The 25,430-nt window shown below is 43.8% G+C and carries 21 protein-coding genes; 8 read left to right on the top strand and 13 right to left on the bottom strand.

What is annotated here, in order from left to right; all coding sequences use genetic code 11:
* Window positions 1-9: 9 nt before the first annotated feature.
* The 4 genes from IEW05_RS05060 to IEW05_RS05045 all read left to right on the top strand — a co-directional run bounded on the left by IEW05_RS05060 (window position 10) and on the right by IEW05_RS05045 (window position 6,694).
* Entirely contained in the window at window positions 10-1,047 is a 1,038-nt protein-coding gene (locus tag IEW05_RS05060) for a M42 family metallopeptidase (RefSeq protein WP_188536428.1), read from the top strand.
* A complete protein-coding gene (locus IEW05_RS05055) occupies window positions 1,034-1,804 on the top strand; it encodes a hypothetical protein (protein WP_188540732.1) in 771 nt (256 codons plus the stop codon). Before IEW05_RS05060 ends, IEW05_RS05055 begins: the two co-directional genes overlap by 14 nt.
* Window positions 1,805-2,018: 214 nt before the next feature.
* The gene (locus IEW05_RS05050) at window positions 2,019-2,459 is read left to right on the top strand and encodes a MarR family winged helix-turn-helix transcriptional regulator (RefSeq protein WP_188536426.1); all 441 of its coding nucleotides are present in this window, start codon (window positions 2,019-2,021) and stop codon (window positions 2,457-2,459) included.
* A 23-nt stretch (window positions 2,460-2,482) separates the two neighbouring features.
* Entirely contained in the window at window positions 2,483-6,694 is a 4,212-nt protein-coding gene (locus IEW05_RS05045; protein ID WP_188536424.1) for a 2-hydroxyacyl-CoA dehydratase, read from the top strand.
* A 120-nt stretch (window positions 6,695-6,814) separates the two neighbouring features.
* On the opposite strand, the gene IEW05_RS05040 is transcribed toward IEW05_RS05045, so the two are convergent.
* The 8 genes from IEW05_RS05040 to hemE form a co-directional block, all read right to left on the bottom strand.
* Entirely contained in the window at window positions 6,815-8,752 is a 1,938-nt protein-coding gene (locus IEW05_RS05040) for an ABC-F family ATP-binding cassette domain-containing protein (RefSeq protein ID WP_188536422.1), read from the bottom strand.
* 39 nt (window positions 8,753-8,791) lie between these two features.
* Window positions 8,792-9,607 (bottom strand): DUF92 domain-containing protein, encoded by an 816-nt coding sequence (locus tag IEW05_RS05035; protein ID WP_188540731.1) that lies wholly within the window; start codon window positions 9,605-9,607, stop codon window positions 8,792-8,794.
* The gene (locus tag IEW05_RS05030; RefSeq protein WP_188536420.1) at window positions 9,607-10,254 is read right to left on the bottom strand and encodes a fumarylacetoacetate hydrolase family protein; all 648 of its coding nucleotides are present in this window, start codon (window positions 10,252-10,254) and stop codon (window positions 9,607-9,609) included. The genes IEW05_RS05035 and IEW05_RS05030 overlap by 1 nt, the downstream gene beginning before the upstream one ends.
* A gap of 18 nt (window positions 10,255-10,272) precedes the next feature.
* Window positions 10,273-11,004, bottom strand: a complete 732-nt coding sequence (locus tag IEW05_RS05025; protein WP_188536418.1) for a glycerophosphodiester phosphodiesterase — start codon at window positions 11,002-11,004, stop codon at window positions 10,273-10,275.
* A 35-nt stretch (window positions 11,005-11,039) separates the two neighbouring features.
* A complete protein-coding gene (locus IEW05_RS05020; RefSeq protein ID WP_188536416.1) occupies window positions 11,040-12,353 on the bottom strand; it encodes a CapA family protein in 1,314 nt (437 codons plus the stop codon).
* 132 nt (window positions 12,354-12,485) lie between these two features.
* Window positions 12,486-13,907 (bottom strand): protoporphyrinogen oxidase, encoded by a 1,422-nt coding sequence (gene hemY / locus IEW05_RS05015; RefSeq protein WP_188536414.1) that lies wholly within the window; start codon window positions 13,905-13,907, stop codon window positions 12,486-12,488.
* Window positions 13,908-13,914: 7 nt separating this feature from the next.
* On the bottom strand, window positions 13,915-14,856 hold the full coding sequence (gene hemH, locus IEW05_RS05010; RefSeq protein WP_188536412.1) for a ferrochelatase: 942 nt from the start codon (window positions 14,854-14,856) through the stop codon (window positions 13,915-13,917).
* 117 nt (window positions 14,857-14,973) lie between these two features.
* Window positions 14,974-16,032 carry a uroporphyrinogen decarboxylase gene (gene hemE / locus IEW05_RS05005; protein ID WP_188536410.1) on the bottom strand — a complete coding sequence of 353 codons (1,059 nt, stop codon included), beginning with the start codon at window positions 16,030-16,032 and terminating at the stop codon, window positions 14,974-14,976.
* Between the two features lie 194 nt (window positions 16,033-16,226).
* Here hemE and IEW05_RS05000 point away from each other — a divergent pair, with 194 nt between their 5' ends.
* On the top strand, window positions 16,227-17,438 hold the full coding sequence (locus tag IEW05_RS05000; protein ID WP_188536408.1) for an MFS transporter: 1,212 nt from the start codon (window positions 16,227-16,229) through the stop codon (window positions 17,436-17,438).
* On the opposite strand, the gene IEW05_RS04995 is transcribed toward IEW05_RS05000, so the two are convergent.
* Window positions 17,421-18,050 carry an O-methyltransferase gene (locus IEW05_RS04995; RefSeq protein ID WP_188536406.1) on the bottom strand — a complete coding sequence of 210 codons (630 nt, stop codon included), beginning with the start codon at window positions 18,048-18,050 and terminating at the stop codon, window positions 17,421-17,423. The two genes, IEW05_RS05000 and IEW05_RS04995, sit on opposite strands and share 18 nt — an antisense overlap.
* Before the next feature lie 134 nt (window positions 18,051-18,184).
* Here IEW05_RS04995 and IEW05_RS04990 point away from each other — a divergent pair, with 134 nt between their 5' ends.
* Both IEW05_RS04990 and IEW05_RS04985 read left to right on the top strand, forming a co-directional pair.
* Entirely contained in the window at window positions 18,185-19,330 is a 1,146-nt protein-coding gene (locus tag IEW05_RS04990; RefSeq protein WP_188536404.1) for a THUMP domain-containing class I SAM-dependent RNA methyltransferase, read from the top strand.
* 54 nt (window positions 19,331-19,384) lie between these two features.
* The gene (locus tag IEW05_RS04985; RefSeq protein ID WP_188536402.1) at window positions 19,385-21,382 is read left to right on the top strand and encodes an LTA synthase family protein; all 1,998 of its coding nucleotides are present in this window, start codon (window positions 19,385-19,387) and stop codon (window positions 21,380-21,382) included.
* Window positions 21,383-21,430: 48 nt separating this feature from the next.
* Here IEW05_RS04985 and IEW05_RS04980 read toward each other — a convergent pair whose 3' ends face one another.
* From IEW05_RS04980 to IEW05_RS04965, 4 genes are all read right to left on the bottom strand, one after another.
* On the bottom strand, window positions 21,431-21,664 hold the full coding sequence (locus IEW05_RS04980) for a YuzB family protein (protein ID WP_188536400.1): 234 nt from the start codon (window positions 21,662-21,664) through the stop codon (window positions 21,431-21,433).
* A gap of 76 nt (window positions 21,665-21,740) precedes the next feature.
* On the bottom strand, window positions 21,741-22,043 hold the full coding sequence (locus IEW05_RS04975; protein WP_188536398.1) for a HesB/IscA family protein: 303 nt from the start codon (window positions 22,041-22,043) through the stop codon (window positions 21,741-21,743).
* Window positions 22,044-22,295: 252 nt separating this feature from the next.
* A complete protein-coding gene (locus tag IEW05_RS04970) occupies window positions 22,296-23,093 on the bottom strand; it encodes an ABC transporter permease (protein ID WP_188536396.1) in 798 nt (265 codons plus the stop codon).
* Between the two features lie 3 nt (window positions 23,094-23,096).
* Window positions 23,097-24,017, bottom strand: coding sequence for an ABC transporter ATP-binding protein (locus tag IEW05_RS04965; RefSeq protein ID WP_188536393.1), 921 nt, complete (start codon window positions 24,015-24,017; stop codon window positions 23,097-23,099).
* Between the two features lie 222 nt (window positions 24,018-24,239).
* On the opposite strand from IEW05_RS04965, the gene IEW05_RS04960 reads away from it, so the two are divergent.
* Window positions 24,240-24,980, top strand: coding sequence for a LytR/AlgR family response regulator transcription factor (locus IEW05_RS04960; protein ID WP_188536392.1), 741 nt, complete (start codon window positions 24,240-24,242; stop codon window positions 24,978-24,980).
* The last annotated feature ends 450 nt before the right edge of the window (window positions 24,981-25,430 follow it).

The following is a 25,430-nucleotide window of genomic DNA, read 5'->3' as shown; positions in this document are numbered from 1 at the left end:
CTTCCAGAATTGAGCATACAACTTAATGAAACTTATATTTTGAACTTACTAACTAAGTTACTACAAACCCCTAGCCCAAGCGGGTTCACCCATGACATTATGAAATTAATTCAATCCGAAGCACAGACTCTGGATATCCCTTTTTCTCAAAATGAGAAAGGCGGCGCAATCCTGACCTTGAAAGGTAAGGATTCCTCTAGAGTTATCGGTCTCAGCGCTCACGTGGACACCCTTGGTGCCATGGTACGTTCTGTGACCTCACGAGGTACGCTAGCCATCACTTCCGTAGGTGGATTCATGATGCACAGCATCGAGAACGAATACTGCACCATTCATACTCGCAGTGGTAATACGTATAGCGGGACCATTCTCTCGACCCATCCATCTGTTCATGTATACAGTGATGCGCGGGACTTCAAACGGATCGAAAGTAATATGGAAGTGCGAATCGATGAAATGGTTGAGAATAAAGAAGATGTTCTCAAGTTGGGAATTTCTGCGGGAGACTTCATCTCCTTCGATGCCCGTGCAGTGGTTACACCTAGCGGTTATGTGAAATCTCGTCATTTGGATGATAAAGCGAGTGTGGCTGCGCTGTTTGGACTGCTTGAATCAAGTAAACGTGAAGGTTGGGTACCTCGTCATGATCTAGTGTTCCTCATCTCGAATTATGAGGAAGTTGGACATGGGGCATCGTGGATACCTAATGGCATCAACGAAATGATCGCCGTAGACATGGGAGCTATGGGTGACGACTTAAGCTGCAAAGAAACCGATGTTTCTATTTGTGCCAAGGATTCCAGTGGACCTTATGATTATGAAATGACAGGTAAACTCATTGAGCTTGCTAAAGAACTGAACATTCCTTATGCGGTTGATATTTACCCGCACTACGGTTCTGATGCTTCCGCCGCTTTGTCTGGTGGGAATAATATCCGCGCCGCTCTTATAGGACCAGGCGTTCATGCTTCTCACGCTATGGAGCGAACTCATAAGCAAGCCATTCTGAATACGACGCGACTTCTTGCCGCATATGTTAAAGACTGAGTTACGTCGAACAGGAATCGCCACAACTTCTATCATCGCTATTACCTTCTGTATTGTACTCATGATGTTATGGGGAAGAGCCTACCTTCTTCCCCATGCTTATACTTATCATGAAGCAGAAGACGCCCAAGGAATTAAGATTCATGCGCTTGTTGTTAAGCCAGAATCCATTGAGCTACGGGCCGCTGAACGTCCGCTAAATGAATATCACCTTTATGGAATGAACGGTGGTTTCTTTTATGAGGACGCTGTCTTGTCCATCGCTGTGAACAATGATGTACCCGTTAAAGGGGCTGTCCGAGAATTCGGTTCTGGATGGTTCAATGCCAAATATAAACGAGGTACACTCGTATGGGATGAAGTCGCAGGGCGTTTCTCCATACAGGTTGTTTCCTCTGCGGATGAGATTGATGTTAGGGACCGTGGCCAGTATTTTGCCCAAGGTGGAGTAAGCATGAGTCTACAAGACGAAGCTAATTGGAGTACTACCATGGAACAGGAGCACCTTCCTGCTCCCGACGAGAGACGACTTCGTTCCGGACTTGTATACGACGATTCGGGATTATTATGGCTCATCGTTACACCTACTCACTGTACGGCTGAAGAGTTCAGAGACGCAATTCAGAACACGATTGCTCCAGGATCTAAGAAGGAAGGCATTTTCCTTGATGGTGATGGTTCATCACAGTTAAACTCGGCTGAGATCAAGATACGTGGTGATTCTAGAAACCTCCAACAAATTATCGCAATTAAATAACTATCCCAACAATGCAACTCAAAAGACGATAGAAGCAGCCATATCTGGCGCCTCTATCGTCTTTTTTGTGTTGGATGTGATAGATCATAAATGGAATATATTTCACCTACAGTGTTACATTTCTCACAGCAGACCAACCCATATATCATGATATCGTTTGATTATAAAGTTTTATCATAAAACTTTATTTTGAACAGTAGAGGATGTGTCATGAGTGGAACATAGCAATGAAGTTATACGCAACATTTGTGAAACTACACTTGATATTGCCCATAACATGGGGCGATTGTTCTGTAATGATGGTGACAACATTATACCAAGTAAATTTTTTATTCTCCTTGCTGTATATAGAAGCGGAAAATGTATGATCACTCAAATTGCTGAAGCGGTCGGACTCTCATCAAGTGCAAATACCATCGCTGTGAACAAATTGGTCCAAGACGGACTTCTAGAACGGATCAAGGACGAAGAAGACAAACGAATCTGCTGGATCCAAATAACACAAGCAGGAAAATCTGCTTTGGATGAAATGGTCAACAAACGTAATGTCATGTTCGAAACCATGCTCCACGATTTCTCCCAAGAGGAACTTTCCTTGTTCATTTCATCATTGGAGTTAATTCGGAACAAATTCTCAAAGATTGATCAAATTTAATGCAGGGATAGGTGAAGCAGCCCATGTTACTTCATATTGGAATGGACATTGGATCAACAACTGCCAAAATCATTGTCATGCACGGAGTAAATATTGTATATCAGGAATACATACGCCACTATAGTGATATTCAGAATGCCATTTTATCACTATGGAGCAATGTCACGAATCAATTTCCTAATGCTGAGGCCACAGTATGTATTAGTGGTTCATCAGGACTTACGTTATCAAAGCTCGCCGGAATCCCCTTTCTTCAAGAGGTTGTCGCCTGCAGTAAGGCGATAAAGCACATAGCCCCCGAAAGTGATACCGCAATAGAACTCGGCGGTGAAGATGCTAAAATTATTTATTTCAGCGGTGGGATCGAGCAACGAATGAATAATGCTTGCGCCGGTGGAACAGGCGCATTTATTGATCAAATGGCGGCGCTGCTAGAGACCGATCCTGCTGGACTAGATGATTTAGCCAGTCGCCATGAAACGATATATCCCATTGCCTCACGTTGCGGAGTCTTTGCTAAGACAGACATTCAACCACTCTTGAACGAAGGAGCACGCCGTGAGGACGTTGCAGCTTCGATATTTCAAAGTATCGTTAGCCAAACCATAAGTGGATTAGCCTGTGGACGACCCATCCGGGGCAAGATCGCTTTTCTTGGTGGTCCGCTAACATTTCTGCCACGCCTACGCGATCGGTTCATCGCAACGCTAGCGTTATCCGAAGACGAAGTCATTTTCCCAGAAAATGCCCAATATTTCGTAGCTATCGGTTCCTGCTTGCACGGGGCTGAAGGTAGCTCACATAGCCTTATGGAGTGGCAATCTATGCTGACCAACGTCAACTTTAGCGCAGATCAGAATAAAGATGCCCTACTGCCCCCCTTGTTTGCAACTGCAGAAGACCTAACAGTCTTTCATCAGCGTCATAATACCGCAGCGGCTCCTCGCGGAGAACTATCAACATATAAGGGACCCTGCTTTCTCGGTATCGATGCAGGTTCAACTACTACCAAGTTAGTACTGACAGGTTCAGACCATCAAATTTTGCATACTTTCTATGCGGGTAATAAGGGTAATCCGCTCCATTCTCTCTCAGGCGCTCTACAGGAACTATATGAACTGCTTCCTGAGGACTGTTACATCGCTCATTCATGCGTGACGGGATATGGTGAAGGGCTTATTAAGACCGCCTTCCGCGTAGACGGTGGAGAGGTTGAAACCGTTGCCCATTACAAAGCGGCAGCACACTTCATGCCGAATGTTGACTTCATCCTTGATATCGGCGGCCAAGATATGAAATGCATCAAAATTCGTGGCGGAGCCATTGACACCCTAATGTTGAACGAGGCTTGCTCTGCTGGTTGTGGCTCTTTCCTTGAAAGTTTCGCCAAAGCGCTTGGAGTGGATATTTCTGAGTTCGCTAAGCAGGCTCTGTTATCTACAAAACCAGTCGATCTAGGATCACGCTGTACGGTGTTCATGAACTCCAAGGTGAAGCAAGTTCAGAAGGAAGGGGCTTCCCTTCCCGATCTTTCTGCTGGACTCGCATATTCCGTCGTTAAGAATGCTCTGCAGAAAGTGATTAAAATCCGCAATCCAGAAGATATGGGCCAACATATTATCGTGCAAGGTGGAACCTTCTGTAATGATGCTGTGCTGCGCGCATTCGAGAATTTGACCGGACGCCAGGTCATCCGTCCCGATATCGCTGGAATGATGGGAGCTTTTGGCGCTGCATTGATTGCTGAGGAACGATATAGCGGGCAAGGAGTCACTACACTTCTCCATAAAGATGAACTTGGCAACTTCTCATACGAAGTATCCCAAGCTAGATGCGGTCTCTGTAGTAATACATGCGCACTGACGATAAGTCGTTTTCCAGATAAAAGCTTTCATGTTACAGGTAATCGCTGCGAACGAGGAGCAACTCAAAAGAAAGAAAAAAGCGATTTGCCTAATCTAGTGGAATACAAATATGAGCGTATCTTTAATTACACTTCACTTGAGCCAGCACAAGCAATCCGAGGAACAGTTGGCCTGCCAAGGGTTCTGAATATGTTTGAAAATTACCCTTTCTGGCACACCTTTTTTACGCAATTGGGTTACCGAGTTGTGCTCTCACCTAAATCTAGCAAGAAGCTATATGAACGTGGCATGGAGACGATTCCCTCGGAATCGGTCTGCTATCCCGCCAAACTAGCACATGGTCATATTGAAAGCCTACTCCGTAGCAAAGTAGACTTCATCTTCTATCCTGCGGTTGTTTATGAGAAAAGAGAAGACGACAAAGCAGATAATCATTTTAACTGCCCGGTCGTTGCCTCCTATCCAGAAGTAATTCGCACCAATATGGATGGACTAAAGGAATCCGGAATCCCGCTCGTTAGCCCATTTTTAAATTTCGATAATGTCTCCGTGCTTAAGAAGAGACTACTAGAAACGTTTCCGAACATTCCAAAAGAGGAGCTCTTATCAGCTGTAGATGAAGCGTTAAATGAATCGTGGCAAGCGAAAGAGGACATTCGTGCCAAAGGTGACGAGACGCTAGCAAATTTGGAACGTACGGGTGGAAAAGGCATTGTGCTCTGTGGTCACCCCTATCACGCAGACCCTGAAATTAATCATGGCATTGCAGAATTAATCATCGGGATGGGATTAGCTGTACTTACCGAAGATTCTATTTCCCATCTAGGCATTGTGAAGCACCCACTTTCTGTAGTCAATCAGTGGACTTATCATGGTAGAATGTACCGCGCCGCCTTTTTTGTTAGTGAACGAGATGATCTTGAGCTTGTACAACTCACCTCGTTTGGATGCGGTATCGATGCCATAACTGCTGATGCGATTCAAGAAATTCTGGAAAATCATAATAAAACGTTCACCTTAATTAAGGTAGATGAGATTAGTAATTTGGGTGCGGCGCGAATTCGACTGCGGTCTTTACTAGCAGCTATGAAGGAAAGAGAGGATCGTCAGATCACTGCCAAGCTCTCCTCTACTCCCTCCAGCCCAGTTGCCTTTACTAAAGAGATGAAGGAAACTTATACTATTCTCGCACCACAGCTCTCTCCCATTCATTTTGAGTTGTTCGAGACAGTGTTTCGCGAAGCTGGATATAGGCTCAAGATTCTTGAAACCGCAAATAAGGAAACAACGGATGAGGGATTGAAGTTCGTAAACAACGATGCCTGTTATCCAGCCATTATGACGATTGGACAAATCATGACAGCCCTGAGGAGCGGGGATTACGACCCAGACCGAACCGCTGTGATCCTATCTCAGACCGGCGGAGGTTGTCGGGCAACAAATTATATTGCCTTACTTCGCAAGGCACTCAAGGAAGCAAATATGGAGCAAATACCTGTTATATCACTCAACGTCTCTGGTATGGAAAATCAGCCAGGATTCCAATTGAACCTGAAAACAATCAATCGTTTACTTGCCGCCGCATGTTATGGAGACCTATTAATGCGACTACTTTATCGATTCCGCCCCTACGAGTTACAACCAGGTGCAACCGAAACCTTGTTCCGTAAATGGATGGATCAATGTAAATTATCGCTCCAGAACTTCTCTTTCCGACACTACAAGGAGATTACCCGTAATATGGTTTCTGAATTTGAATCATTACCAAAAACTACAATATCTAAGCCACGTGTAGGTATCGTCGGTGAGATTCTCATTAAGTTCCACCCTGACGCTAACAATAAAATCGTAGAAGTGATTGAGGCCGAAGGCGGAGAAGCTGTTGTTCCAGACTTTCTCGATTTCATGTTCTATTGTCTATACAACCCAATTTATAAAGCTGATCAGCTAGGTAAAAGTAAAATGCTGGGATTCTTGAATCCGCTCTTGATTGGATACATGGAGTTATACCGCAAACCCATGAGGCAAGCGCTGGAGAATAGCCCGTACTTAAACGCTCCAGAGAGTATTTACGAACTAGCGGACAAGGCAAGTCGTCTAGTCTCGATCGGCAACCAAATGGGCGAAGGATGGTTCCTAACTGCAGAGATGATGGAACTACTCGATCATAAAGTAAACAACATCGTATGTATTCAGCCATTTGCTTGCCTACCCAATCATATTACGGGACGTGGCATGGTCAAAGGACTGAAGGAACTATACCCAGAAGCCAATATTACCGCCATTGATTACGATGCCGGAGTAAGTGAAATGAACCAAATCAACCGGATCAAGCTCATGATGTCGATTGCCAATGGAGTTCTGTGCTAATCTCTTACGTTTTTAACTTGCTGCAATGTACCAATAACGCCAAAAAGTCAGGTCAAGGATAACCACTCCTTGAACCTGACTTTTTGCATCTCTCTAGTCTGCTCCAGAAAAATTAACTATTCATCCATTTCGCTGACTCTCAATTTTCTCCGCTAGCTCGTTCAAATATGTCCAGCGCTCCATCAGTCTTTCCAGTTCGGCTTCAGCTTCCTGTTGCTCTGTCATTAAAGCCTGCAACTGGACAGCATCACTTGCCGCAGACTCCATACTGGTAGCGATATCCATGATTCGTTGCTCAGCCGCTTCTACCATCCCATCAATCGTGTCGTACTCCCGTTGCTCGTTAAAACTGAACTTAAGCTTCTCGTTACGAGATGGGGCTTGATCGGTCTTACCAACGTTAGGTACGCTACTTGAACCGCTTTTGGTGCTATCACTCTTCTGTTTCTCCGGTTCCACAGTTCCTTGAACTCGTTCCTCGTACTCACTATAATCTCCAACATGGACAGCAACTACGCCATCCCCTTCGAAAGCCATAATTTTGTCCACCGTACGGTCGAGAAAATAGCGATCATGAGATACTACGAACACAGCGCCTGGAAACTCGTCAAGGTACGCCTCAAGCACGGTTAATGTACCGATATCCAAGTCATTTGTTGGTTCGTCAAGCAATAGAACGTTAGGAGCTCCCATCAGAACACGGAGCAAGTATAGCCGACGTTTCTCGCCACCTGATAGCTTCTCAATAGGGGTCCACTGCATCGCAGGTTGGAACAGGAATCGCTCCAACATTTGCGCAGCCGTGATCCGCGAGCCATCTGCAGTCGACACGACTTCAGCCTCGTCTTTAATATACTCGATCACCCGTTGCTTACCGTCCATCTCCTGATGTTCCTGCGTGAAATAGCCTAGCTTAACCGTCCCGCCCAGCATGACCTCACCTTGATCGGGTTCAATACGACCTGCGATCATATTCAGTAAGGTAGACTTACCGCTACCATTAGGACCAACTATACCCACGCGGTCTCCAGGGACTGCAACGTACGTCAAATCACCTATAAGCAGGCGATCTCCAATGCTTTTACGAAGACCTGCGATTTCTACTATTTTGCGGCCCAACCTTGTTGAGGCTACCGAAATATCAAGGGAGTCATTTTTGAACTCCGTCTTGGCACCTTGTAGCTTCTCAAAGCGTTCAATCCGCGCCTTCTGCTTGGTTGTCCGAGCCTTCGCTCCACGCCGAATCCAAGCTAACTCCGTACGGAGCAGGTTTTTACGTTTCTGTTCTGTTGATGCCTCCCGTTCCTCTCGCTCACTCTTGAGCTCCAGAAACCTGCTATAGTTGGCTTCATAACGGAACAAGCGTCCATGATCCATCTCTAGCATCACATTACATACACGATCAAGGAAATAACGATCATGGGTAATCAAAAGTAATGCTCCACGCCGTTTCTGGAGATAAGACTCTAGCCAGGCGACAGAATCATTGTCGATATGGTTTGTAGGCTCATCTAGAATGAGCAGCTCTGAAGGTAGGATTAACGCAGATGCCAAAGCTACGCGCTTACGTTGTCCCCCAGATAAACTCCCCATCTTTTTGCTGAAATCAGGAATTCCGAGCTTAGACAACACGCTTTTTGCTTCACTTTCTAATCCCCATGCCTGCACCCGATCCATCTCTTGACTCCATTTGGTCATTTGCGCCTGGAATCCAGTGTCTGCTGGGTGTTGTTCAAGCATTTCTGCAGCTTCCATATAAGATGAAACAACCTGGAGCTCCGAGCTACCTCCCTGAAATACGGCTCTGAGCACAGTGATTTCGGGATCAAACTCTGGATTCTGTGCCAAAAAGGTAATCCGGGCATCATTGTTTAATGCTACGCGTCCACCATCCGGCTCATCTAATCCAGCAATGACACGCAGAAATGTAGATTTACCTGTGCCGTTCACACCGATCACACCAATTTTATCGTTCTCATCCATGCCGAAGGTAACGTCTTGGAACAATACCTTTTCCCCATAGCTCTTACTTAGATTTTCAACTGTCATTATGTTCATTTCGGTTCCCTACTTCTCTATACAGACTTTATCCAAACTTTATATCCAAATCATCCCGAGCGCCCAAGCGATACATCCCGTAGCAAGGGAACTGATCAAATTCACCATATCATTATTAAGCCAAGCGAGTCCCCGCTCATGAACCGTATCCCGGTCACAATGCGTGCTCACTTCAACGCTTTTACCACAAACAACACAGCGATTCATACTTTGAAGTGTTCCACCTAAGAATGAGTCGGCAAAAGCACCAACGATCCCAGACACCCCACCAATTATAACCCATTTCCATAGGAAAAGTGATGTGGCTACGCTACTCCCTGTCCATTTTAGCAGGATCCAAGCGGCTCCGCCAATCATAATAGCTCCTGCTAATGCTGCTAAACTACCAAGCAATGACACTCCACCTGACGTTCCAGCCGGGACTCTTTCCCAGGTAATCACCGATCTTGGTGCTTTCTTGCTGAGGCCTCCCCACTCTGTCGCCCAGGTATCTGCTGTAACGGCTGCCATAGAGCCTACAAAGAAATATTCCCATGCTGGGTGCGGCCAAATGAAATTTCCAATACAAGCCAACATGCCTAATCCACCGTTGGCAAATACTTGCATCCAATCTCTTCGTCCACTTTTCGCGTAGGATTTCTCGAGCTCCAGCTTCCGTTCACCACGCAATTTAGAGAATACAGAGGAGGTGATAAAGAATAGTAGCAATATACCGAACCAGAACATGTTTCCTGCACCATAATACACGGTTCCCATCACGAGTGCCGCAACCATCCCGGACAAGCTAAGCGAACCCTTCCAATATGCCGCTACAGAAACGAAGAGGGCGCATAGCGCCCCAATAATCCAACTCATCAGCATGGAGAGGATCCAAATTGAATGATGCAGCTCCCCAGTTCCCGGTCGCCATAAGCTATCTCCAGCTTGTCTCCCGCACCAACAGGTCCTACTCCTTCAGGTGTTCCCGTGAAGATGTGATCCCCTTCATCCAATCCATAATGTTCGGCTATAAAATCTACGATGTTTTGCAACGAGAATATCATATTACTGATATTACCTCTCTGCACGATCTCGCCATTTTTGCGCAGAGTGAAGTCCTCTTCCGCAGTCTCTGCAGCCCCTGGAAAAGCGATGTAAGGGGTCATTGGTGCTGAATTTAGGAATCCCTTAGCTGCAGTCCATGGATGTCCCTTTTTCTTCAACTCATTTTGCACATCGCGAAGTGTGAAATCGATGCCGAAAGCTATCACATCAACGAGATCCTCAACAGACATCCCCCGTTCATAGCGGCGTGCAATCCTCAGTACTAGCTCCGTTTCATAATGAATTTCTCCCCGGCCTTCAGGTAAACTCAAGGTATCTCCACTTCCATCCATTGAAACGATCGCATGCGACGGCTTCATAAAAATCATGGGTTCCGTAGGGACCGCGTTACCAAGTTCCTCAGCGTGCAGTCGGTAGTTACGTCCGACACAATAAACGTTCTGAATCAATCTATTCATTCGTTCTAGCCTCCAAATTCATGAATTACACATAGCCTTATGCCAAACATCTGGCTTGTTCGTACAGATCAAAATATCTTTATGCATAGCTGCAATCCGTCTAATTACTTTAACATTATCGAGTGTCCAAGCCATGATCGTTATCCCCCGATTGGTTACCTTGGAGACTAGATCAGGGGTCAAATATCGATAATTTATCGATAAGAAGGAGCATTGAAGCAATTGCAGTCGTAGAATCAGATCACTTGGTTTACCTTCCATGATGAGCCCCGTACGAATATCGCGGCCAATTTCCCTCACTTTAGCTAATACAGTAGGTGAAAAGGATGTTACGACAACGTCGTTCTCCATATGACGCCGTTTGATTGCCGATATCACCTTCCCCTCAATTCCAGGGTACAGGTTATCATGTGTTTTAATCTCAATATTTGCGCGGAGGCGGCCGCATATGGCATCCAAAAATTCATCCAGCGTAATCAAGCGTTCTCCGCTATAAGCTTTGGACTTCCAGCTTCCGGCATCAAGAAGCTTCAGCTCGGCCCAGGTCTTGTCCCTAACAGGACCACGTCCACTTGTCGTACGGTTCAGCGTATAATCATGGATTAGTAACGGAACCCCGTCCTTAGATAATTGGACATCGACCTCCACCCAATTCACATACGGTTGCTCCATCGCGAGCGTAATCGCTGCCATCGTATTCTCTGGAGCTTGACTGGAGAACCCTCTATGGGCTACACAAGGATTATGCAAATCTTAAAGCGCCTCCTTTCCTTCCGGAATTCATTTTATGGGGATACCGAGGTCACTTCACCGGAATTTGCAATTTTCACACCGCTCGATAAGCTCTCTACCCTTTGGAATAACTTGACTCCATCTTCATAATTCATTGGAACAGGCTGCCCAACCTCAGTTAAGTAAGGTATCATTTTCAAGTCACATGCGCCTTTACGGTTACATTTTGTTTCAAAAATAGCGGTCTCCCAAGTATCCGGCACATTTGCGTTCTTTGTAAAAATAAAATTACCTGTGCTGTATACGATCCATTTACCTTTATATTGTTCAATTCCTTGCATGACATGTGGATGTCCCCCAATAACGAGGTCCGCACCTGCATCGATATATTCATGCGCAAGTGATGTTTGGTGTTTCTCAAGCACTGTTGTACGTTCCTTACCCCAATGTACCATGACTAACACAATATCAGCATGTTCTTTTGCTGTCTTTATCGCCTTCAGAGCAAGTGTAGAGTCGTATGTAGTCGCAACTCCAGGCTTTCCTTTACCTGCTGCCCAATCTGATTTGGGAATAACCCGGCTAAAGCCGCAAATCGCAATCTTAATTCCTTTTCGTTCAATATAGATAGGTGCATAAGCTTCTTTAGTATCCGAACCTGCACCAAAATATTTAATATCATTGTCCTTCAAATGTGAGATCGTGTCTAGCAATCCCTGGGCACCTTGATCCAAAATATGATTGTTCGCGAGATTGACCGCATCGATTCCCGACTTAGCCATGAAAGGCAGCACCTCAGGTGAAGACTTAAATACAAACGTCTTATCTTCGGCCTTCGTACCAAACGAAGTAACCGGCGTCTCCAAATTGACTAAACTCAGATCATCATTTTGAAACAAGTCACTAATATGTTTGAAAGGGTACTCATACCCCTCTATATTCAACGTTTGCGCAACCCGGTCAGAGAACATCGTGTCTCCCGCAAAGTGAAGGAGCAGTGTGTCTTCCCCTTCCAATCCTTCATTAGGTTGTGCATCTCCTTCTCCTTGATTCAAGTCCGTATCAGGCTTCGACTCCGGTTCATCTATCTCTTCATTCTCAGTTCCATCTGGCACTGAAGTTCCGACCGCTGGATCAACAGAATCGATCTGATCTGATGGAACAGTTCCGTTTCCCTCATTTGAGATTGCTCCTTGTTGGGACGTAACCTCTTTACTCGGCTGGAAACGTTGCTCAATATAAAAATAAGTCCCTAATACCACAATAGCCGTAATAAGCGTCAGGTTTAACGCAACCCAAACACGACCTTGGCGTGGACTTTTTTTCTTTTTTCTACGCTTGTTCTTTTCCATTCTTGATAAACTCATCAGTTACTCCTTTAATTCTTATTCATGTAACCCAATTTAAAAGTAGAAGCACCCTTCATTTTATTATATCAGCTAACCCAAAATAAATAGAACCCCAATCCTATTTTATAGGGAGGGGTTCAAGACTTCATGTTATTTGGTATAGGCCTTATTAGCCATACCTTGTGCCATTTCCTTGGCCTGCTTAATACAATCAGGTAATCCGACACCTTCAAACGCCGCCCCAGTAACGTATAGTCCAGGAAGCGAAGACTCTATACTTCGGCGTAATTCAGCAATATGCTGTAAATGATGAACCGGATATTGTGGCATCGATTTTGGTAACCGCGTAATCTCTGAGAAGAGTGGAACCGCTTGTATATTCATTAGTTCATGAAGATCTTGTAGTACTAGGTCAGTGAGCGCTTCATCCGAGAGGAACACTTTCTGCTCATCCCCTGAACGTCCTACGTAGCAACGTAGTAGCATTTTGTCATCCGGGCTAGTATGAAGCCACTTCACTCCGGTCCAGGTACAGGCAGTTATGCTCATCCCTTCCTTACGCGGTACAAGAAAGCCTGAACCATCAAACAAGCCTTTTAGATCTCTTCTATCAAAAGCAAGAACGACATTGGCTACAGACACGTAATTGATAGCATCTAGCGCACTAACATCGACATAAGGACGTAGCAAATCTGCAGCTGCGAAAGCAGGTGCGGTCACTATGACATCATCTGCTTGTAAGCTTTCACCTGAAGCCAAAACAACCTGATAGCCCCCAGCATCATTCTTAGAAATCGAAGCAACTTGTGCTTCTAAACGCTGATCGACATCGCTTAGTTCATACACCAATGCATGAACTAGACTTTGCAGTCCTTGACGAAAAGTGAGGAAAGCACTTCGTTTTGTACCCGTATGGGTCTCTACTGGCTTCTTTCCTGTCATCATTCCCTTGATCAAACTACCATACTGCTGTTCCAATTCACCAAATTGGGGAAAGGTAGATTGCAGACTAAGATGATGTGTATCACCCGCATAAATGCCCGCGAGTAAGGGTTCTGTTACATTCTGTAGAACCTCAGCGCCAAGCCTACGTTCGATAAAATGCCCCAGTGATTCGTCTTCTTTACTTTTTCGTCTAGGAAGAACGAAATCCAGCATAGCCCTAGCCTTCCCGCTTAATGATATCAAGCCCGTCTTCAGGAATGGACCAAGTTCAGTTGGAATACCAAGCACAAGCCCCGAAGGCATGGGATGGAGCTCCCGGCGGTGAACAATATAAGTTTTCTTGGCTTCGGGATTCATAGAGACGAGTTCATGGTCGATTTCAAGCTCCTTAGCGAGATCGATCATGGCCGTCTTTCGCGCCAAAAAGGAATCCGGGCCTTTTTCAATAACGAATCCGTCCCGGTGGAGCGTCTCAATTTTGCCACCTAGCCTGCTATCTTTATCAACAATCGTAATTTGCGGGATTAGTCCCTTCTCCCGGTAAAATTTACGTATGTAAAAGGCAGCGCTTAGTCCCGTCAAACCACCACCGATTATGACTACCTTACTAGAAGATGTATCATTCATCGTTTAATTATTCCTTCTCCCATGTCTTGATAATGACATCGCTCATTGTCTCCATATATAACGGATCACTATTCAACGAATCGATACGCTCAAGCCGCATATCCAGTTCTTTGGCAATCGTCTTGGCCTCAATGTCCAAATCATATAACACCTCAAGATGATCCGATACAAAACCAACCGGAGCGACGAGAATGTCCTCCACCTGTTCCTGACTTAACGTGCGTAGTGTATCCAGAATATCAGGCCCAAGCCAAGGTTCCGCTGTACGTCCAGCACTCTGCCAAGTAAATTGCCATGAAGTAACGCCAGCTTTCTCTGCTACTGCTCTTGAAGTCTCAAGCAATTGTTCCTGATAAGGATCACCCATCTGGAGAATTTTCTCTGGCAAGCTATGCGCACTGAACAATACTCGTACCTTATCCCGCTCTGCGCCTGCTTCCACGAACTGATCCAACTTACGTGATACTCTAGTTGTTAGAGCCTCTATGAGACTCGGGTGTAGATGATAGCTTTGGATAAATTTCATCGAAATTCCGACTTCTTCTGCTTTTGCTTCTGCTCGTTTTATATACCCACCCACACTCATGATCGAGTAATGAGGAGCCAGAACGATTCCGATGGCATCCTTGATGCCGTCCTCCGCCATCTTTGCTACACCATCTTCAATAAAGGGATGCGCATGTTTCAGCCCTTGATAGCAGTGAAACTCAACATCATGGTTCTTAGTATGAGTATCTAATGTCTCCTGAAGTGTTGCAACCTGATGATTCGTGTTCGCCCGTAAAGGAAATACACCACCCACAACAGCCTCATAACGATCCTTCAGCTCTTTGAGTTGTTCAGGCGTTGGGGGATGTCCCCGACGAATATGAGTATAATAAGATTCTACTTGCTCCAAGCTTTCTGGTGTTCCATAAGACATGACTAATACGCCTACTTTAGTTGCCATGATTGCATCACCTCAATCTTGTTATTTTTGATTTCCTGTACAGTGGTTGACCACATACAACGGAAAGTTGCGTTACGTTTTGGAGGATGTTACCATCGCTGTTAAATGAAAATTTCCTTATATAGTGAAACCTGTACGTAAGATAGCCTCAGCAGAATATTCATGAACGAATTCTGTCAGCTCACGTAGCTTCTCAAGTGAAGCTTCCGGAAATAAACCGTGTCCCAAATTGAACACAAACCCAGGTTGCTTGATGCCTTCATCAATAATATCTTTCGCATGCTGTTTAATAATATCCATTGGAGCTGTCAAAATGTAAGGATCTAGGTTGCCTTGAATAGCAAATTTACCACCTGTGCGTAGGCGTCCTTCCTCAATAGACACACGCCAATCAATCCCAATAACATCCGCTTGCAAATCTCTCAGTTTAGGAAGTAGCTCTCCTGAGCTCACACCTGGAAAATAAATCTTCGGTACATCCAAATCCTGAAGTTCGGCAAAAATACGAGTAATCGTCGGAAGTACGAATTTTTCAAAATCTCTTGGGGCCAAAGCACCTACCCAGCTGTCAAACAATTGGAATGCTTTTCCCCCGCTCTTGACGTGAGCTCGTAAATACGAAATTACCATATCGCCAAGCTTGTCCATTAATGAAAACCACAGCTGTGGCTCGCCGTACATCATGCTCTTGGTGCGGATATAACTTTTAGAAGGGCGTCCTTCAATTAAGTAGCTTGCAATCGTAAATGGAGCTCCAGCAAAAGTGATTAAAGGAACGTCTAGCTCACGATCAAGAATAGAAATCGTCTCAAGAATATGCGAAAGGTCTTTCTCTACATCAATTGGTTTCAAACGTTCGATATCTTCAGCGCTGCGAATCGGATTGTGAATCACAGGGCCAATATTCTTAACGATATCGAAGTCGATTCCAATTGAAGCAACCGGGTTCATAATATCTGAATATAAAATGGCTGCATCCACACCCAGTTTGCGAACTGGCATCATCGTGACTTCAGCCGCAAGCTCCGGCTGTTGACATATTTCAAGTAAGCTAAACTTTTCTTTGATTTTGCGGTACTCAGGATCGTACCTACCCGCCTGACGCATATACCAAACGGGGAGTTGGTCCACTTCCCGTCCTTGACAGGCACGAATAAACTGGTCGTTATAAACCATGATGAAAGAGACCTCCAATAATTAAAATTTACCCAATTTATATTATGCCCTTTTTAAAAGTAAGTAACAACTATCACAGACAACTCACTCATGACAATAGTATGACATCTCTATCTGAGGTTCTAGAACAACTGTGATATACTGGAATTCTGTCTATCTGCAGCGAGAATACACAAAAAGGGAGTGAATGCACTTTGAAGACATGGAAAGTCAATCTCATTGTGCTTTGGTTCGGACTATTCTTAGTCAATGCGGGGATGACCATGATCACCCCCTTCTTATCGCTCTACTTGGCAAGAGATTTGCATGTTCAAGGTGAGCACCAAATTGGTCTTTGGGCGGGAGCCATCTTTGCTGCCAATTTCGCGACCTCATTCATCTTTCAACCGTTATGGGGAAAGCTCTCGGATAAATATGGACGAAAGATTATGTTACTACGATCAGGCTTTGGGATGGCTATCGTCATTACGCTCATGGGTTTTGCAACACAGCCATGGCACTTATTAGCTCTAAGGTTGCTTAATGGGACTATTTCTGGGTTCAATCCAGCTGCAGTATCGCTCGTTTCAGGAACCGCACCGGAAAAGAGAATGGGGTTTGCTATGGGGACCATTCAATCCGGTAATGTCGCTGGCACCATCCTCGGTCCTTTAATCGGGGGCCTGTTAGCTGAATGGGTTGGATTTCGCCCCATATTTTATATTACCGGTAGCTTGTTGTTTATTGCTTCCGTCCTTGCATTACTGTTAGTTCGTGAGAATTTCGATCGTCAGAAAGCAGCCAATAAGCCGCAAATTTCTGTACTGCAGGGTTTTCGGGAACTGAACAAAACACCACAGCTCACCGCATTATTTGCCGTGACGTTCTTATTGCAATTTGCCATGTTAAGCCCGATGGCGCTCCTCCCCCTTTATGTGGAGAAGCTTCACGGAATAGCTACCAAGGTAGAGTTCTGGGCAGGATTTGTGATCGCAGTGACGGGAATTTCTAACATGATTACCTCACCTTTGCTCGGTAAACTCAGCGATTCGGTTGGTGCTCATCGGATCTTAACCTTCTCCTTACTAGGTGCGGCAGCTACACTGATACCACAAGCGTTTGTACATACGGTGTGGCAACTCATTATCATTCGCTTTCTTATGGGGATCTTCATGGGAGGACTATTACCAAGCGTCAATGCATTGATTCGTTTCTATACGCCTAAAGGCATGGAGAGCCGAGCTTATGGTTTCAATGGCAGCACACTTGCCCTTGGAAACATGCTCGGCTCTCTCATCGGAGGATTTTTGTCAGGTTATATTGGAATCGAGGGGATCTTTATTATTTCAGGTATCCTTCTGTTCATCAACACGATTTGGGTCAGAATGAAATTATATAGTAAGCCCAAATCACTTAACCCGGGCTAAAGCTAACCCATCATATGAGGGGAGAAATGCACTGATTAGTCGTTCATCCCTGGCAATCATCTCATTGAATTTACGCATAGCCAACACGGACGGTCCATTCTTGTCACTGTTTAATGTTCTTCCACGGAGAAATGTGTTATCTCCAACGATTAGAGCTCCAGGCAGTGACAACGAAATGGCATACTCCAAATAATGAGGATAGTTCTCCTTGTCTGCATCAATAAAGAAGAAATCAAAACGTTCTCCCCGGCTCTCCAGTTCCTTAAGACTGTCTAGTGCCGGCCCGACCAAATAATTCACCGAGTCACCAAATCCCGCATTCTCCAAATTCCTTTTTGCCAACCCAGCATTAGCTTCTTTGAGTTCAAGAGACAACAATTTTCCGTCCTCCTGAAGTCCTCTCGCAAGACAAATGCCACTATATCCACCAAGTGCACCAATTTCCAATATGGATTTAGCTCCCGATGACATTACTAGCAACGTTAATAAACGTCCATATCCCGTTTCGATGGATACATCATTTAATCCACTTTCCAGAATGGATTGTCGCACTTGTTCTAGAACCTCATCCTTCAAATATAAATCCTCGCTATATTGTTCAGGGGTTTGCATAGGTTATTTGCTCCTTTCGTAGCTATCCGATTGTATCTAGCTTCACATTGTCCTATACTGAATTGTATGGTTTTTGCACCTTTGACACAAGTGAGAGCCACTTCTACAAGTTTAAATGGAGTTGATATGATAACATGCCAGGAAAATTGAATTTAATCGCAACTGCTCCAATGGGTCTAGAAGCAGTAGTAGCGCGCGAGCTTAAAGAGCTAGGATATCATGATGCATTCATCGAGAATGGACGGGTCAATTTTACAGGAGATTACATTGATATTTGCAGATGTAACTTATGGCTGCGGACGTCAGACCGAGTTCTGATCAAGATGGGTGAATTCACTGCCTTAACTTTTGATGAATTATTTGAAGGAACCAAAGCGTTGCCATGGGAAGAATGGATTCCAGCGCACGGAGAATTCCCTGTAGAGGGTAGATCTCATAAATCTCAGCTTAGCAGCGTTCCAGCTTGCCAAGGTATCGTCAAGAAAGCGATCGTTGAAAAGCTGAAGCTATCGTATAACTCGGAATGGTTCGAAGAGACTGGACCTCGCTACGTCATCGAGATCATTTTGCTAAATGATACCGCATTGTTGACACTAGACACGACGGGCCCTGCGCTACACAAACGGGGTTATCGGAAACATGCAACAGAAGCTCCCCTTAAAGAAACAATGGCTGCGGCCCTTATTCTTCTAAGTCGGTGGAACCAGAACCCTGCAAGACCGTTCTACGATCCATGTTGCGGATCGGGTACATTACCGATCGAAGCAGCTATGATCGCTTGGAACATTGCCCCTGGACTACGTAGAACCTTTAATTCGGAATCTTGGCCCGTCCTGCCGGACAACCTCTGGCAACAAGCTAGAGAAGAAGCCTTTGATTCCGTTAAAGATGATATTCCGCTGAATATTACCGGAAGCGATATCGATCCTGCTGCCATTGAGATATCGATGGCTTCGGCTAAGGCCGCTGGGTTTGCTAAGGAGATCAAGTTCCTTAATATCCCTGCGATCCAAATTCAGCCCCAGGGGGATTATGGATGCCTCATCACAAACCCTCCATACGGAGAACGGATTGGTGAGGAGAAAGAAGTACGTAAGCTCATCGCCCATCTCGGTCGTTTATCTGCTGAGCTTCCAACTTGGTCCTTCTTCGCCATTACTCCAACCGAGCGATTTGAGGAAATATTCCATCGCAAGGCAGACAAACGTCGTAAACTATTTAACGGTCGGATCGAATGTCAATATTTACAGTTCCTCGGGCCCCTTCCTCCTCGTCATTAATTGACGTAGAGGGAGGGTTTCTCCTATTCTAATTGGGAAAGGAGTTATCAAAGAATGATCCGCTTTTCCCCAAATAGTGATTCCAAGAGATTACTTCGTAATCTTTGGCAATACCGCTTTTTTGAATATCTTATATTTGTTTTTGCGATTTTCTATAAACTTAAATTTCTCCATAATCAGTTACATGCCAGGTATATTGACATGAACCGAATAGATGACCTGATTGCCATAGGTTCCATCATCCTCTTGTCATTCTGGACGCTATGGCTACCTCATCGGGCGAGGTCCATAGCTCTATGTGTACTGAATGTACTGTTAACCGCACTTATTTTCTCGGATCTAGTGTATTACAGGTACTTTGGTGATTTCATCACGGTTCCCGTGTTGATGCAAATAGGGCAAGTAGGAGAACTCGGAGAAAGTATCCAGTCTTTGATCCAAATCTCTGATCTCTGGTTTGTTGCCGACTGGGCCCTGTGGCTTGTCCTCATGATCACCATTACCTTGTTACATCATAATCGTAGTGCCAAATATTCGCAGTATCCCAGCAGCTTCTTAAGCCATGATCCACAACAATCAAGAATGGGCAAGCCCTTAAGACGCTTTGCGACGGGTATGATTGTCTTCACCATCGGGTTCTCTATGACGATGGGACCCATCCGATCTTACACCAAAACCTGGGCTAGTGATTTATTTAAGGGGAATTGGTGGAATCTTTCCCTGTATAACGTAACTGGATTACTCGGATTCCATTATTATGACGTGTCCCGCTACGTTAAGGAGCATTACGGCAAGCAGCCTGTTCTAACCGCACAAGAAAACGATGAAATACAGCAATGGTTTGATGCTGCCAGCCTTAGCCGTAATACAAGGAATGAGACATTTGGTGCTTATGCTGGTAGCAATGTTATCGTTATCCAAGTGGAAGCATTCATGAACTTCATGATTGGTCAGAAAATAAATGGTGAAGAGATTACACCTAACTTCAATAAACTGATGAAAGACAGTTTGTATTTCTCCAACTTTTATCACCAAACAGGACAAGGGCGTACTTCAGATGCTGATTTTTCCGCACAAAGCTCATTACATCCTTTACCGACGGGCTCGGTATTTGTTCGCTACCCCGACCACAAGTTTGATGTTATGCCACAGATCCTTAAAAGTAGTGGCTATAAGACAGAGGCATTCCATGCCTACGAGGGAAGTTTCTGGAATCGATTTAATATGTACAAGGCTATGGGCTATGACAACTTTTACACTAAAAAAGACTTTAAGATAGATGAGCCACTCGGTTGGTCACTTGGGGATAAATCTTTTTTTCGCCAATCTCTTGATTTTATGACCAAGACAAGTGAGCAACAGCCCTTCTATTCTTTTATGATCACGTTAACTAGTCATCATCCGTACTCTCTCCCGGCCAAAGTACAAAGTTTGGATGTCGGGGAGTTCAAGGGTTCAATCTTTGGGAATTATCTGGAGTCGATTCATTATGTGGACGAAGCTTTAGGTGAGTTGATCGAAGATATGAAGCGGGATGGCTTATGGGACAATACGATATTAGTTCTCTATGGAGATCATGATAATTCGGTTACGGACAAGGGAGACTATGAGAAATTTCTCGGAAAATCTTTGACTGAGCTCGACATGGCACAAATTATGAACCAGGTTCCTTTACTAGTCCATGTGCCAAAAGATGAACTTACCGGTATAGAAGAACAACCTTCCGGACAATTAGACCTAGCGCCGTCAATCCTTCATCTTCTAGGCATTTCCACGGAACCCTTCTCTATGATGGGGAACAATCTCTTCGCAGGTCACGAACAAGAACACTTGGTTGTTCAAAGATCGGGGGCCTTCTCAAATGACAAATTATACTATATCCCTTCAGATGATCAATTGTTTCAAAATGGTACATGTTATGACCTTGGTACACGCGAGCCTGTAGACGTTCAGAAATGCCGTGTAGCCTATGATGAAGCCAACAAACGCCTTAACATTTCCGATAAGGTAATCACATATGATTTATTAGCGACAAAAAGCGGCAATCCATAAAGGATGCCGCTTTTTGTTCATTATTTATGCTCAGAAGCTATGATTAATTTATGCCTTCGGTTTCTTCACAAATGGTGCGGCTTTGGCTAGCACCTCGTCTTCAGTTGGCGCGCTTAAATAACGGCCATTAATGTAAACAAAGGGTCGCTTGCCACAGGGTCCACAATAAGATTTACAACCAATTGTGATTTCCGCATCCGGTGCGAGCTTCTGTAATTTCGGTATAAACGTCTTCAAACGAATATGATTACATTTTTCGCATACGCGAATATCGTTAGCCATGTTGAATCCCTTCTTTTATTATGATGAAAAAATAAGATTGCTCCTATTTAGATTGTCCTTATATTAGACCAACTAATTAGTGATCTCCGTGATTTCCTTTGGAAGGATTGGTAATAACGAAACCTTCTTCAGGGAAATATAGATAATCAATCTTCACACCATCGAGGAGTGGTTCGTTTGGATCAATAATTACATCGATTTCTTTATCCGTCGAAACAACATGATCCTTATCACTTGCCTTGGCCAAATCAAGTCCATAATGGGCATGATCACCATGCGCATGAGTGATGAATACTTTCAGCGCTAATCCTTTGTTCTCTTCCTTATCCAGTTCTTTCTTTATCACCTTCGCCGCATTGCGGGTAATTTTGACGCTCATATTGTTCTCTCCTATCACAAATGGACTTCCTAACATTCCTATTGTAAAGAAACATGTCGGAACGTGCAAGCAGCAGCAAAGCCAAACTTACTACCTCATGGGCCATATTTGAAGGAATGTCTGGGTCTAAAGTTCAAACACGCTTGATGCCGACAAAAAGTATACAAAAGATAAGTAAGACCATAAAAGTACTTACGATAAGAATTATTGTTTTGAGTTTATCAGCCCTTGAACGTAATCAGGGATAGCGTATTAAGTATGAATATCTCTTTTCTCAAAAGAAATGACGGTTACCGTTAAACAGATGGCTATGATGATCATTGGAATAAGACCCACGTGGACATAATCATTCATGCTTGTTATCAACACTCGCTCAGAATCTTTAACATACATGCCGGAAAATTTCATGATCTGAGTCATTAGTGTATTGTTAGAAACCATGCGCAAAAAAGTAGAAGAAGAGTCTCTAAGATAACCACTTAGTAAAAAATCACCGAATATGATGACAAAAGTGATGAGTATCGCGGAAGCCGTTTTTCTAACAATCATCCCCACCATCATGACGATGGCAGAGTAGGCAGCCAAATACATCATGTTGAAACCAAGTGCAGTAAATCCGGCTATTGCATCTTGTCTTAGACTGTTATCTCCAATGTGAGCGCCTAAAATTAGGGTTACCATCATATACAAAACATAGAAAACACCTGTAAATTGGAGCACACACCATATGATGACTTTGATCTCCGAAAGAAACTTCCCCATAAAATAAGATGTCCTACTCTGTCCTGAGGCGATAATATTTTTGACTGATCCATATTCAAATCCCTCTGTTGAAAAAAAACAAGCTTGCATCGGAATAACAAAATACAGAAAAAGCGAAAAAGAAGCAGCCATACTTAAAGGTTTCATTGGACTACTAATATCCCATCCGCCTTTTGATCCTGTCAAAACTAGCAGCGCAATGCTTCCAATAAGAAATATGAAGCAAATGCTTCGAAAAGTTGTATCCTTTTTCAAATAAAAAGTTTGGCCATTCAGAAAATTTTTCATGAGTTAGCCCCCTCCTATTAGATCCATGTAGTAGTTTTCAAGATTAGGGGTAGATACGTTGATTCCTTCCATTTGAATTCCCTTCTGTAGAAGAATAGACATCAGTTTTTCTAGGTCCGTATTTTCTTTAGGAATTTGAATTTCTCCAGCTTCAGTGATCACTATGGATTTCAATTGAAGTTCATACTTCAGGATTTGGGCAGCCAGGGCTGGATTTGGTGTTTGAATACAGATTCGTGTTTCCGCCGATTTCAGCAATTCAGCTGCAGAGATTTCTTTGATTAACCGCCCATGATGGATAAAACCAAATTTGGTGGCCAACAGTTGCAGCTCATTTAAAATATGGCTCGATATTAAAATAGTAACTCCTTTTTCTTTTACTAAGCGCTCTATGATCTTTCTAACTTCCACGATCCCAGAAGGATCTAATCCATTGATAGGCTCATCTAATACGAGAAATTTTGGATTGTTAAGCAGAGCAATTGCCAGTCCTAAACGTTGTCGCATCCCCAGAGAATACTCACTCGTTTTCTTGCTACCAGCATCTAACAAAGCTACAGCCTGCAGTACATCAGCAATCCTCAGTTTGTGATCATCCTTAATACCAAAAGCACGGCAATAAAATGTTAGATTTTCTTCCGCATTTAAATGAGGATACAGGGCTGGCATTTCAATTAGAAATCCTACCTGCCGTCTAGCGTAATTGAGATCTTTCTTGTCACTTTTCCCAAGCAACGATATTTTGCCACCTGTCGGATGGACCAAGCCGCCGATCACTTTCATGAGAGTGGTTTTCCCGGCACCATTTTCTCCAACAAAACCATATATATCACCGGAATCGATTGTCATATTGATATCCTGAAGTACAATAGATGATCCATAACGTTTGGTTAGTCCCTTGGCTTCAAAAATAGTTGAACTCAATTAAAATCCTCCTCTACTTCATTACTCCCAACTAACTAATTAGCATAATTTCACTGAATAAAGGTATGGATTGTTAGAATTGGGGTCGTTTATGTCGTTATTAAGGCTTAGAAAATGTACATTCAGGGTTCGCTTGATTTTCCCTAAAGTGTCTATAGAATTATTCATATAACATACAAATTCCGCCAATTGAGGCCTGGGATTGTTGAACGGAGTGATGAAATGATTCATATCGCTATTTGCGATGATGACATGAAGGTAGCACAGCAGATTGAAATGATGATAATGAATACTCAGAATAACTTTTCTGAACAAATAGAAGTTCATATCTTCTACTCAGGTGAGAGCTTCGCTAGAGCAGTGGAGAAAGGTTGTCCATTTGATATTATTTGTATGGATATTGAAATGGAAGGTATGGATGGGATTACCGCAGGGCACACGCTAAGGGCCAATGATGAGAATGATGTTGTGCAGCTTATCTATATCTCTAGTCATGAAGAATATCATCTGCAACTTTTCGATGTTCAACCATCGGGTTTTATTAAAAAGCCTATTGAGGAAGATAATTTTAATAACAAACTGATTCCTAGCATTCACAAAGCCATTCGCAAACGTCAACAAGGCAAAATAAACTTCCTCCCCGTACATCAAAAGGGTAAAGAAGTTTTGGTACCCTTCCGGGACATCATCTTTTTAGAGAGTCATATAAGACAAGTTATTGTTAACACCAGAGAGGATAGAATCGAATATTATGGCACATTAAACGAAGAAGGGAACAAGCTTCCTTCCCACGATTTCATCAGGATACATCAGTCATACATCGTGAATTTTTACTTTATTAAAGAAATACGTAGTCGGAAGATCGTGCTTACGACGGGTAAAGAATTACCTATAAGTGAGAAGAATAGTGCCTCCGTCAGAATGCATTATTTGAAGTTCAGGGGGGATCTTATTGGGACCTAATGTGTTTTATGAAGAACTCTTTTATTTAACGACGCTCCCCTTTCTGTCCGTCATTATTCATTATTTCTACAGTCACTGTTTTGTGTGCCTTATTGAAAGAAAGACCCATCTGTTCTTACTCTATTCTATATATTTTTCATGCAGCGCTGCCCTACGCTTTGTTCCATTACCTGGTGCATTTCAACTCACTCTGAATATCGGTTTAATTGTGCTGCTATCATTGTTCTATAAAGGAAGTCTTAAATGGAGGATATGTGCCGCGATTTTTCTCGTAGCTCTTATACTCCTTAGCGATGTTGTGATGCCAGCAACATATTCATCAAAGGGATATATTATTAACCTGTTTCTCTCAAAGCTTCTCATGTTTATCCTGGTGTTAATTTCAACGCGAATAACTACCTCATATGGCGAGGGGAGTTTGTCCAGTTGGTATTGGATACTCTTGTTCTT

The organism is Paenibacillus segetis, from assembly GCF_014639155.1.
Classification (GTDB): domain Bacteria; phylum Bacillota; class Bacilli; order Paenibacillales; family Paenibacillaceae; genus Fontibacillus; species Fontibacillus segetis.
This window is presented reverse-complemented; position numbering and strand designations above follow the sequence as displayed.

Coding starts and splice junctions, on each gene's coding strand:
- IEW05_RS05055 (WP_188540732.1), top strand. CDS start 1,034: ATGTTAAAGACTGAGTTACGTCGAACAGGAATCGCCACAACTTCTATC.
- IEW05_RS04990 (WP_188536404.1), top strand. CDS start 18,185: ATGCCAGGAAAATTGAATTTAATCGCAACTGCTCCAATGGGTCTAGAA.
- IEW05_RS05045 (WP_188536424.1), top strand. CDS start 2,483: ATGTTACTTCATATTGGAATGGACATTGGATCAACAACTGCCAAAATC.
- IEW05_RS04970 (WP_188536396.1), bottom strand. CDS start 23,093: ATGAAAAATTTTCTGAATGGCCAAACTTTTTATTTGAAAAAGGATACA.
- IEW05_RS04995 (WP_188536406.1), bottom strand. CDS start 18,050: ATGCAAACCCCTGAACAATATAGCGAGGATTTATATTTGAAGGATGAG.
- hemY (WP_188536414.1), bottom strand. CDS start 13,907: ATGAATGATACATCTTCTAGTAAGGTAGTCATAATCGGTGGTGGTTTG.
- IEW05_RS04980 (WP_188536400.1), bottom strand. CDS start 21,664: ATGGCTAACGATATTCGCGTATGCGAAAAATGTAATCATATTCGTTTG.
- IEW05_RS05040 (WP_188536422.1), bottom strand. CDS start 8,752: ATGAACATAATGACAGTTGAAAATCTAAGTAAGAGCTATGGGGAAAAG.
- hemE (WP_188536410.1), bottom strand. CDS start 16,032: ATGGTTTATAACGACCAGTTTATTCGTGCCTGTCAAGGACGGGAAGTG.
- IEW05_RS04960 (WP_188536392.1), top strand. CDS start 24,240: ATGATTCATATCGCTATTTGCGATGATGACATGAAGGTAGCACAGCAG.
- IEW05_RS05035 (WP_188540731.1), bottom strand. CDS start 9,607: ATGAGTTGGATTATTGGGGCGCTATGCGCCCTCTTCGTTTCTGTAGCG.
- IEW05_RS04985 (WP_188536402.1), top strand. CDS start 19,385: ATGATCCGCTTTTCCCCAAATAGTGATTCCAAGAGATTACTTCGTAAT.
- IEW05_RS05020 (WP_188536416.1), bottom strand. CDS start 12,353: ATGAGTTTATCAAGAATGGAAAAGAACAAGCGTAGAAAAAAGAAAAAA.
- IEW05_RS05030 (WP_188536420.1), bottom strand. CDS start 10,254: ATGAATAGATTGATTCAGAACGTTTATTGTGTCGGACGTAACTACCGA.
- hemH (WP_188536412.1), bottom strand. CDS start 14,856: ATGGCAACTAAAGTAGGCGTATTAGTCATGTCTTATGGAACACCAGAA.
- IEW05_RS04975 (WP_188536398.1), bottom strand. CDS start 22,043: ATGAGCGTCAAAATTACCCGCAATGCGGCGAAGGTGATAAAGAAAGAA.